Source organism: Micromonospora sp. NBC_01638 (assembly GCF_045209745.1).
GTDB lineage: Bacteria > Actinomycetota > Actinomycetes > Mycobacteriales > Micromonosporaceae > Micromonospora.
In genome coordinates this window covers 4,808,374-4,820,239 of sequence record NZ_CP109273.1, presented here as the reverse complement: position 1 = coordinate 4,820,239, position 11,866 = coordinate 4,808,374, and the positions used below count along the sequence as shown (strand labels likewise).

Below are 11,866 nucleotides of genomic sequence, written 5' to 3'. Positions count from 1 at the left end.
CGTCGCGCGTCGACGCATCTGTGCCGGGCACCCAAGTTCCGTCGTCCGCACCCGCGTGATGTCGCCACACCACCGACACCCGCCCCCGGTCCCACCCTCCGGGCGGTCATCACCGACTGTCGTCCGGGCAGCACCGGAAAGTGCGCGAACTGCGGCGACCAGCCAGGTCGACAAGAATTTGGGTGGATCCCACGCATGAGTTACCCGCCGCCGCTTGGCACCCTCAATTCGATGAACACCACGGACGCCGACGGCCCACCCAGCCTCGCTCCGGCCGAGTCGCCCCGACTCCGCCAGAGCTGGTGGGCGCGGGGCTTGGCGCTGCACGAGCGGGTGACCGGCGGCGGCGGTACCGACCCGGTGGACACCGGGCGGCTCGGGCACGCGCGGCGGCGGCTGGATCTGTGGCGGGCCGACCGCGGCCCGGAGCTGGACGTCCGGCTGGGCGAGCTGGGCGTCGACGAGGACCGGTTGCTCACGTTCCTCGCCGAGGAGGACGGGCACCTCGCCGCGCGGGTCGGCCCGCCGCCCTGGGCGGTCCTGATCGAGTCCGCGGTGCGCGCCGCCGCACCGCCTCCGTCGGTGCCGGTCCCAGCGGACTGGAGGACGGCGTTCGCCCTGCCGTTGCGCCCGTTGGTCGACCAAGCGAGGGCTCGCTTCCGCCGGGACGCCGGCCCGGTGACCGACGCCCAGGTCGACCTGGGCGCGCTGGATGCCGCGTTGGGGGCCACCCTGGAACGGCAACTGGCCGCGCTGGCCGCCCGTACCTTCGTCGAGGAGCTGCACCGCCGCAGGACCGCCGGCCTCCTCCAGGGTGCCGACAGTCGCGCCCGATTCGTCGACTTCGTCCGCCAGCTTGCCACCCCGGCAGGGCTGGCTGCGCTGTTCACCGATCTTCCGGTCCTGGCCCGGCTGCTCGGGCAGGCCACCGCGCACGTCACCGACGCGATGCTGGAGCTGCTCGCCCGGTACACCGCCGATCGGAACTGCCTGGTCGACAACCTCCTGGGCGGCGTCGACCCCGGCCCCCTGGTGGCCGTCGACGACCGGCGGGGTGATCCGCACCGGGCCGGCCGGACCACCACCGTGGTCCAGTTCGCCGACGGCCGGCGGTTGGTCTACAAGCCCCGGGATCTCACCCACGACGACCGGCTGGCGGCCTTCGTCGGCTGGATGAACCGGATGGTGCCCACCGTCGGCATGCGAACAGCCGCCTGCCTGGTCCGCCCGGAGTACGGCTGGACCGAGTTCGTGATCGCGGCACCGCTGGCCGACCCGGACGGCGCGGACCGCTTCTATCGACGGCAGGGCGCGCTGCTGGCGCTCGCCCACGCGCTCAACACCACCGATCTGCACTACGAGAATGTGATCGCCAGCGGCGAGGACCCCGTGGCCATCGACGTCGAGACGTTGTTCAGCCCCAGTTGGCGGCCCGCAACCCAGAGCGGCGATCCAGCCGCCGACCTGCTCGCCGCCTCGGTGCACCGAACCGCGTTGCTGCCGCTGATCGTCGTCGGTGAGCAGGGCATCATGGACCTGTCCGGCGCCGGCGGCGACGAGGGCCGGCAGAGCCCGGTCAGTCGGATCGACTGGGCGGACCCGGGCACTGACCAGATGCGCCTGGTACGTCGCGCATCCGCCTTTGACGGTGCCTCGAACCGCCCCCGGCTCGGCGACCGGGTGATCGATCCGGAGGACCACGAGGCGGCGATGCTGGAGGGTTTCCGGCTCGGCTACGAAGCGATCGAGGCGCACCGCGGGGACTTCGCCCAGCTGGTCAAGGCGTCGTCGGCCATGACGGTGCGACTCGTCGTGCGGCCCACCTGGGCCTACCGTACGCTGCTCGACGAGGCCACCCACCCGAGCCTGCTGCGCGACGGTCTGGACCGGGACCGCTTCCTCGGGCAGCTCTGCGGCCGGACCACACTGCCCGGCGACCCGGTGTTCGCGCGCCACGAGATCGTGGCCCTGTGGCGCGGTGACGTGCCGTACTTCCACGCCCGGGCCGACAGTCCCCACCTGGCAGCCGACGGGGAGCCGACCGCGGTGCCGCTGTACCGCAGTGGCGTCGACGCTGCACTGGACCGGATCGGCGGGCTCGGCGAGGTCGACCGGCAGGACCAGGAGTGGGTCATCACGGCCAGCCTGGCCACCCGCCGGCCGGTCGGCGCGCATGGCGACGCGGCGCCGATGCCAGGGCCGTCGCACGGCACGGCCGCCCCACCCGAACGGCTGGTCTCAGCAGCCTGTGCGATCGCCGACCAGATCGTCGCCCGTGGCGCACCGGGCCGGGACCGGGTGAACTGGCTCGGCCTGGAACTGGTCGACGACCGGCAGTGGCTGCTGCTCCCGATGGGCGCCGGCCTGGCCAACGGGTACCTCGGCATGGCGCTCTTCCTCGGCCAGCTCGCTCACATCAGCGGCGTGGCCCGCTACGGCGACGTGGCCCGTCGGGCGGTCGCCGCGACGCCGGGGCTACTGCGCCTGCTCTCGGATCGACCCGAGCTGGTCACGGCGATCGGCTGTGGCGGGCTGCACGGCCTCGGCGGACTGGCCTACGGGCTGGCTCGGCTGGCCGTGCTGCTCGACGACCCGGGGATCGGTCGGTGGGTCGACACGGCGGTCGAACTCGCCGAGGTCGCGGTTGCCGGCTCCGCCACCGACGACTGGGCCACCGGCAAGGCCGGCTGCCTGGCCGCGATGACCTCGATCCACGCCGAGCTGGGTCTCGATCGGGCGGCGGCGCTGGCCCGGACCTGCGCCGACCAGCTGGCCGGTACCGCGTTCGATCACCCCGCCAGTCCGGCTGGCTTCGCCGATGGCACGGCCGGCATCGCGTACGCCCTGCACCGGTTCGTCAACGTCGGCGGCGGTTCCCCGCAGCACGCGGACGCGGCACGGAAAGCTCTGCGGCACGCCCGGCAGACCCCGACCAACTCGTCCGGGTGGTGTGCCGGCACCGCCGGCCTGGCCCTCGCCCTCGCCGGCCGGCACGACGCGGGCACCTCCCCCACCGCGGACCCGGACGCGCCGGCTCACCTCGTCCGACGCTTGGCCGACCGGCCGCTGTCCCGCGACCTGAGTCTCTGCCACGGCGAGTCCGGCGTCGGCGAGGCGCTGACTGTGCTGGCCGCGGGGCCGGCCGGCCCTGCGGCAGCCGCCGCGCTACGGCAGCGGACCACCCTGCTCCTCAACTCCCTTCAATGGCAGACGCGCTACTGCGGCACACCCGACGGAGTGCTCACACCGGGGCTGCTGACCGGCCTCGCCGGCATCGGCTACGGACTGCTGCGCTCCGCCCTGGCCGCACGGATTCCGTCCGCGTTGCTCCTGGAACCCGCCCCGCAGCCAACCGGACCCGGCTGGCTGTCGCTCACCAACCCCTTCACCCCGAGGAGAGAAGAAAAATGATGTCTCACCAGCTCACCGCCGACCTCGCCGACACCGCCCACGTCGAGGACCCGCACCCCGCCGGGGAGCCAAAGGTCAGCCCGATGGTGGCCTTTGGCCTGCGTACGGCGGCCCTGGCCGGTCTGGCCATCCCGGTGGGTCTCCTGGTTGGACACCTGGTCGCTGGCGACGCCGGAGACGTCGACGCCGCCGTCCCGCTCGCGCTCACCACCTGCTGCCCTACTTTCCCTTTGTGACCCTGGGCGGAGACCGCCCGGTCAGCGCCGCGATCAGGCCGGTCGGACGATAATCTCGCCGGGCTCGGTGCGCCTACCGGTTGACCCTGGTTATCGATGGACCGCCTCGCTAACGTTGCCGCCGTGCAACGATCACGCGTCCTGGTCGGCCGAGATGCGGAATTCGGTGTGCTGATCGGCATGATCGAGGCTGCCCGCGTCGGGCGCGGGGGCGCGGTCTTCATCGTCGGAGAGGCCGGCGTCGGCAAGTCGCGGCTCGCCGCGGCGGCCGCCGAGTCCGCCTACACCGCCGAAATGAGTCTGCTGCGGGGGCGGGCCAGCGCACTCGGCACCGGAGTGCCGCTGCGCCCGCTCACCGAGGCGGTACTGTCCCTGCTCCGTTCGGCCACAGTGGACGTCACGGCGCTCGGCCCGTACGGGCCGATTCTCGGCCGGTTGGTGCCCGACTGGGGCACCCCCCTCGCCGACCAGGAGACCGGATCGGTGGTGATCCTGGCCGAGGCGGTGCTCCGGCTGACCGGTCTCGCCGGCCAGGACCGCGGGTGCCTGATGGTCCTGGACGATCTCCAGGACGCCGACGCCGAGACGCTCATGGTGGTCGAATATCTGATCGACAACCTCGACGAGCAGCCCACCCTGCTGGTCGGCGTCCTCCGAGCGGACGGCTCCCCCGCGCTGGAGGTCGCTCGGGCAGCGGCCCGCCGCGGCCGGTGCACCGTGATCGAGTTGGGCGGTCTCGGGCCCGAGGACCTGCGCGCCATGGCCGGGGCTTGCCTCGGCGTGGCGGCGGATGAGCTGCCAACGGCCGCGGCCGAGCTGCTTTGGGGCGGCAGCGGCGGCAACCCGTTCCTCATCGAGGAGATCCTCGCGGCGATGGTGGACAACGGATTGCTCCGGCACGGTCCACAGGGGTGGCTCGTCACTCCACAGGCGCCCGCCACCCTGCCCGCCGCCTTCGCCAGAAGCATGGCGCACCGGATCGAGAAGCTGAGCCCGCAGGCCCGGGAGCTGCTGTCCTGCGGCGCCCTGATCGGGCAACGCTTCTCGGTGGCCGTGGTGCAGTCGGCGACAGGGCTCAGCGACCGCGACCTGTTCAACCATCTGCACGGCGACATCGTTGCCCAGCTGGTGGCACCGGACGACCAGTTGACCGACTGGTACACCTTCCGGCACCGTGTCACCCGCGAGTCGCTGCTCGCCCTGGTCGAGCCGACCGACCGGCGGGAGTTGGCCCACACCGTCGCCGAGGCCGTCGCGAAGGTCCACCCGGAGTTGCCGGGTGAGTGGTGCCAGATCTCCGCCACCCTGCGCGTCGAGACCGGCGACGCCCTGTTGGCCGGTCGACTCTTTGCCGAAGCCGGCCGGAGGGCCCTCGCGCAGGGTGCCGCCACCTCGGCCGTCGCCCTGCTCGACCGGGCCTGGGAGCTCCAGGCCGACGGGCCGGCCGAGGCCCGCGCCGACACCCTGGAGACACTCCTGCAGGCCCTCGGCGAGGCTGGCCTGGTCCGGCGGGCACTGGAGCTGGTCAACAGTCCGGACCAGGTGGCCGGTCTTCCCGCTCGACGGCAGGCCAGGCTGCACACCCGGCTGGCCTGGACCGCCGTGTTGGCCGGGGAGCTGACCGACGCGCTGGCCCAGGTGGAGATCGCCCGTGAGCTGCTCGGCCCGGACCCCGCGGCGGAGGACGAAGCCCCGATCGACGTCGTCGCCGCACACCTGGCCCTGGACACGCCAGGGCGGGACCAGATGGAGGTCGCCGAGACCCTGGCCCGCCGGGCCGCCACGGTCGGCGCCGCGGTGCCGCTGCCGGTGGTGGCCTGTCAGGCCTGGCAGTTGCTCGGTGCGCTCGTCCGGCATCGCGACCCGGCCGAGGCCACCCGCTGCCTGGAGCAGGCCCGGTCCATCGCCGCCGAGCACGGCCTGCCGATCTGGGAGGTCCACGCGCTGATCCGGCTCGGCAACGACGACGCGCTGCTACACGGCACACTGGACCGGCTGGAACAGGCCCGAGAACGAGCGCTGCGGGCCGGGGCGGTGACTGCCCGCCAGCAGGCCGAGGCGAGCATCGCGCTGCACCTGATCATGCGCGGCGAGTACCCGGCCGCACAGGACCTGATCGACCAGGTCCTCACCGCGACGACCCGCCTGAAGCTGATGGAGACCACCCAGTACGTGCTGCTGCTCAGCGCGGTGCTCGCCGCCCACCAGGGCCGGCGGGTGGAGATGCAGGACGCGCTCGCTGAGTTCCGGCGCTGGGGCGGTGACGAGAGCCTGCACACGCAGCGGGTCCACGGGCTGGCCGGCACGTTCTGCGCGCTGCTCGAGGAGGACCGCCCGCGGGCGCTGGACGAGCTGTCCCTGGCGGTACGGGCGGAGGAGACAAACCCGACCGTGTTCCACCTGGGTGGACGGCTCGGCCTCCAGTTGCTGTTGCGGGCGATGGCCAGCGAGGTCAGCTTTCCGGCGTACGAAGCGATCGTCGGCACACCGGCGAGCCAGCTACCGTGGGACCGGCAGTTCGCGCTCTTCGCCCGGGCGGTCCTGCTTGGCCGCGCGGGTCAGCACGACGCCGCGACCGCCACCGTGGCCGAGGCCATGGAGGTCGGCGCGCTGTACGCGATGGGGCGGCACCTCGCCCTGCGGCTGGTCGCCGAGTCGGCGCTCGCCGATGGCTGGGGCACCCCTGTGGAGTGGCTGCGTGCCGCCGAGGACTACTTCCACCAGGCGAAGGTCACGCCGGTCGCCGGGGCGTGTCGCACGCTGCTGCGCCAAGCGGGCGCGCGGGTCACCCAACGCCGGCGCGGCGCCGCAGAGATCCCACCTGAGCTGCGGACAGCGGGCGTGACGGTACGCGAGTGGGAGGTGCTGCGGCTGCTCACCGGCCGGCTGAGCAACCGCGAAATCGCCGAGCGACTACACCTGTCACCGCGCACGGTGGAGCGGCATGTCTCCAGCCTCATCACCAAGACCGGCCAGCCGAACCGGATCGCGTTGAGCGATATCGCGACCGATATCGACAGTGGCTGACCGGTTCCTGAGCTTCCTGGCGCTGGCCTCGTCGGCAGCCGTTGACGCCGATCCTGGTCACTTGAGCGGCATCCTGGCCGACAGTTCGTAGCGTCTGCTGCCGGCCTCACTTCAGGTGCCGGGCGAAGAACCGGTTCCCATCGTCCCCCTCGAACTGCGGAACGCCGGTGTGCCCGCCCATATTGGCGTGCAGCGTCTTCTCCTTGGAACCGAAGGCGTCGAACAGGTCCAGGGCCAACTGCCGGTCGTTTCCCTCGTCGTCCCACTGCAGCAGGACCTGCAGCGGAATGGTGACCTGCCGGGCCTCCTCGAACATGGTGCGGGGCACGAAACTCCCGGCGAACAGAAGGGCGGCCGAGATGCGCGGCTCGACCACCGCCAGCCGGAGGCCGATGGCGATCACCCCTCCCGAGTACCCGACCGGGCCGCCGATCTCGGGCAGCGAAAGGAGGGAATCCAGGGCGGCCCGCCATTCCGGGACCGCCTTTTCAACCAGCGGAAGGACGAGCCGGTCGACGATCTCGTCATCGACCGGCTCGCCAGCCTCCAACGCCCGGCGCAGGTCGGCGCGGGCCTCCTCGGCGGCGGCGAAACGGGGCCGGTCACCGCCCCCGGGGAGCTCGATGGTGGCCGCGGCGAAGCCCGCCGCTACGGAGTGCCGCGCCCGGACCACCAAGCGGGGGTACATCTTGTGCAGTCCGCCGGGGTGGCCGACCAGGATCAGCGGCGCCGGCGTCGGCGCGGATGCGGTCGCGGGCGTCCACAGGATGCCGGGGATCTCACCGAGGGTGAATTCGCGCTCAAGGACACCGTCGTCGAGGCGCTGCTCAGAAGTGAATTGCATGGTCGTGCCCTTCGGGAGTGCTCGTGGACGGCGCTCCCGGACGACCTATCGCCCGACCGTGACCCCGGAGGGAAGCACCCATGTCGACACGTTCACGGGTACCACCTCCTCGTTGTCTCGCACGGCCCTCCGGGAAAGTAGCAGTGGTCGCCGTGATCCGCCAACGGGTTCCTGCGGAGACTCCGTGGCTGGATGCCACAGACGACAACAAGCCGGTGACCTGGGTCACTCCCCACATCTTCCGCAAAACCGTGGCCACCCTCATCAAGGAAGAGACCGATACGAAGATCGCCGCAGCGCAACTTGGGCACTCCAGCGAGGAGGTCACCGCCACGTACTACATCGCCACGCCTGCCCAAGCCCCGGACGTCTCGGACATCCTCGAGCGACTCGGCACCGACCACGGAAGGCGGCAACGTCACGCACCCGCCCTGCCCAACGATGCGCATGGATGACAAACCTGGTTGTCGACCCCGGTAAATGGGGGGGTTCGGGGGGCGGTTCAAAAACCCATAGACAAACTTGAAACCCTGACCGACGTTTCCGCTGATCAGGGCTTTAAGTTTGTCGGGACGGCCGGATTCGAACCGACGACCCCTTGACCCCCAGGACGATCCGCCACACGCCCACGCACGTCACACACGCTATCCCCAAGATCAGGCCGTTCGGTCGACGCCGTGCCGCGCACCATCGCGCAGGCCGTGTGGTCCCCACTTGGTCCCCGGCACGCTGACGCGCTCAATGACCGCAGTGCACGGTTTAGGAATTGTCGATCATGGAGCTTTGGCGGCTCCCTGACCTGGCGTCTGCGCAAGTCACAGCTTGATCGTCGCTCTCGTCCTTGGCCGTGGTTGACCCTCGCTGGCCGTCGCATCGGGCACGCAACGGGCACGCGCTCGGCGTCCTGGTCGGCGCTGGACACCCACGCTGCGGCCATCCCTCGACCGGTGCCAAGAACTGCGACGCCCGCTCGGGGTCAAGGGTGGCCGCAGGCCATCGCGTCAGCGACGCGTAGCGCCCTTGACGCCGGGCGGGTGGCGTAGAGGATCGGGCACGCGGGGGATGGCTCACGTCCTGGTCCTCGCCGTCGTGCCCCGTGCGGACCGGGACCGCGACGGCTCCGGTGGCAAGCAGCTCCGCTGCGCGGCAGCCGATCGCCCCCAACCTCGGCGGCGGCCAGCCCGTCCGGCGATCGTCCCGGCTCGCCTCGGACCACTCGCGGCGCCCCTCGGTGTTCGAGCCGGGCGGCTGCTCCTGGCCTGTCACATCCTCATCTATCTAGGCTGGCCAGATGGAGCGGTCATGGGGGCTGTGGCGGCTGTTCGTCGGCCTTGCTGTCGTCTTGTGGGCGTCGGTGTTCGGCAACGCCTTTCTCTCGGGCTGGGAGATGTCGCACCAGCTCCTGGCGGCGTTCGTGCTGAACGTGTTGGCGTTGTCTCTCTGGCGCTACCTCCTCGGGCGCCAAGGCACGCGGCAGAGTTGGAGAGACGGCCAGTCATGAGGCCCGTAGCGCCGCCGCGCCGGCCGATGCCGGCCGGAGGTCGCCAGCAGGCCGAGCGCGGCGGCTGCGCCCCGCTTCGCGGGGCGCCTTGATCCAGAGAGCGAGCAATTCGGCAGGCATCCCGGCTGGCGCTTGAGACTTGACCGACGGTCAAGGAGCGCTACCGGACGACACACTTGACCGGCGTGGTCCCCAGAAAGCCAGAAAGGCCGGCCCGATGTCTCGGACCAGCCCCCTGACCTGCTATTTCACCTTGTCGGGACGGCCGGATTCGAACCGACGACCCCTTGACCCCCAGTTTTACAACGATTCTGTCACGCCATGCCGGAACAGCTCGATACATCCGCATAGCCGGACAGAACGCCATCGTGCATCACGTCCTAATGCCATCCCATGTCAGCCACTCCCCCATCGGCGGGCCTTTGCCGTTACCGGGCCCGTTGCGGCGAACGGTCAAGGACCCGTCCTGCCGCCCCATCCAGACTGCACTGTTGAGGAGAAACACAGCCTGCAGAGCGTCCTAGGATAGGACTGCGGACGCATCCAGGCGCTCGTTGCGATCAGCAGACTCGATAGCTGGGGCCGAGCTGGCCTGGGTGTTGCCGCCCGACGAGCTCCTGTCGCCCTAGCCGCGGCGCTGCCACCCGCGGCGCTTCTTGGGCGACGCGGGTTTCTCGTCGTCGTCCTGTGTGGCGCGGGCCAGCACCGCGGTCGCCACAGCCCGGTCGTCGGCGCGGCAGCCAGGAGTGACGAGCATCAGCTGCGCCAGCGATTCCTCGATCGTGACCAGCCGATCCGCCGCCGCCGCGTCGAGCCGGGCCCGAACGAGCTGGCGTACCTCCTCCCGCAGGGCTGGTTCCCGGTAGGCGGCGGTGACGAGTGCGAACAGTGCTGCGTCGGCGACCCAGTCCTCGACGCCGAAGGCGAGGTCCACCAGGACCTGACGCCGGGTCGAGGTGGGCCCCGGCTCCTCCTTGACGTGGTGCAGGATGCCGAGGCCCACCCATGGCTGCATCAGCCGATACCAGTACGTCGGCGTCGACTTGTCCAGGTGCTGCCAGCGCGCGTATCCGGCGCTCCAGGCTAATGTGCCAGCCGCCCGAGCAGGTCATCCAGGGGCAGCTCACCCAGCGGCGCGGCCTGCAGGTACGCGGACAGCAGCGACGGCCACGGCTCCCCCGCGACCTGGTGCAGCGCCTGGACCGCAGCAGCCGACGGCGCCGGCACGGCGGGCAGCGGCTCGGTCCCGTCGTACCCGCCAGACCACGTACCGGCCGGGCCGCACGGGCAGCCGGATGTCGGGGTGCGGGAAACTCGGCGATGCCGATCTCGACCGGACCGACGGTCCTGCGGCAGGCGGTCACGGCACTGGCCGGCTCCGCCGCAGACAGGCCGAGACCGGTGACCTAAAGCTGCTCGCCGCGCGCCCGACGCCCACCGAAGTCGCTGGCGATGTTGCAGATCGCCTCGCTCGGCATTGGTACCCAGCTCGGAGCAGGGACAGCGGATCCTGCTCATTGCGAACGTGCCGGTACGCGGACGGTCGGATTCCCAGCGGTGAGGTGGCGTTCATGTCTGCGGCCGGCGCGGTCGCGTTCGCCGACGTTGACGGCACCGACGGCACGGCGATCGCCATGGTCAACGGCAGCGGGTGGACTCCGACCTCGGTCTACGCGCAGTTCCAGGGGTCCGACTGGCAACCGGCCGGGGCGAGCGCCTCGGGCCACGCCGTGCCCGTGGTCACCCAGCCGTACGGCTCGGTGGTTTTCGACAGCACCTCGTGGCTGAAGCTCGGCTCCCGGGAGGAAGCCGTCGCCGTCGGCGACCTGGCCGGCGATACAAGTGGCTTGGGCGCCGGCCTCTGCGAGGATGCGCAGCGGTCGTAGCAGGGCCCAGATTTCGCGGGCGAGGAGTCGTTTCAGGCAGCGGATGACCTCGGCTTTGGTCTTGCCTTCAGCGGTGCGGCGGGCGACGTAGGCGCGGGTGGGTTCGTGGTGTTGCATGCGGACAATGACGGCGCGGTAGAGCGCGGCGTTGGCCTGGCGGTGGCCGCCGCGGTTGAGCCTGTGCCGGTTGGTCATGCCGGAGGAGGCGGGGATCGGTGCAACCCCGCACAGCCGGGCCCAGGCCGGTTCGGAGCGGACCCGGTCGATGTTGTCGCTGGCGACGAAGAGCATCTCGGCCGCGGTGTCGGCGCCGACGCCGAAGGCGGCGACCAACTGCGGCACGAGCTGGCCGGTGAGTTCCCCCAGCAGCGCCTCGTGGGTTTTGATCTCGTCGTTGAGCTGCTGCCAGCGACGTGCGATGGAGCGCAGCGTGTGCTTGGTCGCGGCGAGCACGGTGGTGACCGGGCCGGGACGCAGGCCGGCGCACCGCTCGATCAGGGCCATCTTCGACAGGGGTCTTTGGCAACCTTGATTTGGCGGATCATCTCCACCGTGCCGTCGTTGGTCTTCGGGACGCTGGTGGAGTTGCCGGCCAGCACCGAGCGGGCGGCGTTCTCGGCGTCGAGGGTGTCGCTCTTGCCACGTAGCCGCCGATCCCGGCGGTCGGTGCACAGGACCTCGATCACCCCGAGACCACGCCGTCGGACGGCGGAGATCAACCCTGCCCCGTAGGAGCCGGTGCCCTCGATCGCGAAGATGAGCTCCTTGGCGCCGAAGCCGGCGGCCCAATCGAACAACTGCTCGTAGCCGCCTTTGTCCGCGGGAAACGAGCGGGCGTCAAGGCGGCCGCCGATGTCGTCCAGGGCGACGGCGACGTGAACATGCTTGTGGGTGTCGACGCCGATGACAACTCGACGTCGACGCGGGTCGGGGCTCCTGCTTGACATCGCGGGCTCCAGCT

At 71.2% G+C, this 11,866-nt stretch carries 10 protein-coding genes; 5 read left to right on the top strand and 5 right to left on the bottom strand.

Annotated elements, in window-relative coordinates; all coding sequences use genetic code 11:
• Positions 1-231: 231 nt before the first annotated feature.
• The 3 genes from OG811_RS22750 (at position 232) to OG811_RS22740 (ending at position 6,674) form a co-directional block, all read left to right on the top strand.
• Entirely contained in the window at positions 232-3,411 is a 3,180-nt protein-coding gene (locus OG811_RS22750; protein ID WP_406068528.1) for a type 2 lanthipeptide synthetase LanM family protein, read from the top strand.
• Complete coding sequence (locus OG811_RS22745) at positions 3,408-3,647, top strand: hypothetical protein (RefSeq protein WP_405433864.1); 240 nt, start codon at positions 3,408-3,410, stop codon at positions 3,645-3,647. Before OG811_RS22750 ends, OG811_RS22745 begins: the two co-directional genes overlap by 4 nt.
• 123 nt (positions 3,648-3,770) lie before the next feature.
• Positions 3,771-6,674 (top strand): AAA family ATPase, encoded by a 2,904-nt coding sequence (locus OG811_RS22740; RefSeq protein ID WP_406068527.1) that lies wholly within the window; start codon positions 3,771-3,773, stop codon positions 6,672-6,674.
• A gap of 106 nt (positions 6,675-6,780) precedes the next feature.
• On the opposite strand, the gene OG811_RS22735 is transcribed toward OG811_RS22740, so the two are convergent.
• Positions 6,781-7,518, bottom strand: a complete 738-nt coding sequence (locus OG811_RS22735; protein WP_406068526.1) for a dienelactone hydrolase family protein — start codon at positions 7,516-7,518, stop codon at positions 6,781-6,783.
• Positions 7,519-7,661: 143 nt separating this feature from the next.
• Between OG811_RS22735 and OG811_RS22730 the strand changes: the two genes are divergently transcribed.
• Positions 7,662-7,973, top strand: coding sequence for a hypothetical protein (locus OG811_RS22730; protein WP_406068525.1), 312 nt, complete (start codon positions 7,662-7,664; stop codon positions 7,971-7,973).
• Positions 7,974-8,809: 836 nt separating this feature from the next.
• Positions 8,810-9,019: a hypothetical protein gene (locus OG811_RS22725; protein WP_406068524.1), complete on the top strand. Its 210-nt coding sequence runs from the start codon at positions 8,810-8,812 to the stop codon at positions 9,017-9,019.
• A gap of 625 nt (positions 9,020-9,644) precedes the next feature.
• Here the strand turns inward: OG811_RS22725 and OG811_RS22720 are convergent.
• The 4 genes from OG811_RS22720 to OG811_RS22705 all read right to left on the bottom strand — a co-directional run bounded on the left by OG811_RS22720 (position 9,645) and on the right by OG811_RS22705 (position 11,852).
• The gene (locus OG811_RS22720) at positions 9,645-10,034 is read right to left on the bottom strand and encodes a hypothetical protein (protein ID WP_406068522.1); all 390 of its coding nucleotides are present in this window, start codon (positions 10,032-10,034) and stop codon (positions 9,645-9,647) included.
• A 68-nt stretch (positions 10,035-10,102) separates the two neighbouring features.
• On the bottom strand, positions 10,103-10,246 hold the full coding sequence (locus OG811_RS22715) for a hypothetical protein (RefSeq protein ID WP_406068520.1): 144 nt from the start codon (positions 10,244-10,246) through the stop codon (positions 10,103-10,105).
• Positions 10,247-10,533: 287 nt separating this feature from the next.
• Positions 10,534-11,358, bottom strand: coding sequence for a transposase (locus OG811_RS22710; protein ID WP_406068518.1), 825 nt, complete (start codon positions 11,356-11,358; stop codon positions 10,534-10,536).
• Positions 11,359-11,399: 41 nt separating this feature from the next.
• Positions 11,400-11,852 (bottom strand): transposase, encoded by a 453-nt coding sequence (locus tag OG811_RS22705; protein ID WP_406068516.1) that lies wholly within the window; start codon positions 11,850-11,852, stop codon positions 11,400-11,402.
• Positions 11,853-11,866: the final 14 nt, after the last annotated feature.

What these genes read in the sequence shown, in the direction of transcription:
- OG811_RS22750 (WP_406068528.1), top strand. Translation starts at nt 232, where the DNA reads ATGAACACCACGGACGCCGACGGCCCACCCAGCCTCGCTCCGGCCGAG.
- OG811_RS22705 (WP_406068516.1), bottom strand. Translation starts at nt 11,852, where the DNA reads ATGTCAAGCAGGAGCCCCGACCCGCGTCGACGTCGAGTTGTCATCGGC.
- OG811_RS22720 (WP_406068522.1), bottom strand. Translation starts at nt 10,034, where the DNA reads ATGCAGCCATGGGTGGGCCTCGGCATCCTGCACCACGTCAAGGAGGAG.
- OG811_RS22725 (WP_406068524.1), top strand. Translation starts at nt 8,810, where the DNA reads ATGGAGCGGTCATGGGGGCTGTGGCGGCTGTTCGTCGGCCTTGCTGTC.
- OG811_RS22735 (WP_406068526.1), bottom strand. Translation starts at nt 7,518, where the DNA reads ATGCAATTCACTTCTGAGCAGCGCCTCGACGACGGTGTCCTTGAGCGC.
- OG811_RS22745 (WP_405433864.1), top strand. Translation starts at nt 3,408, where the DNA reads ATGATGTCTCACCAGCTCACCGCCGACCTCGCCGACACCGCCCACGTC.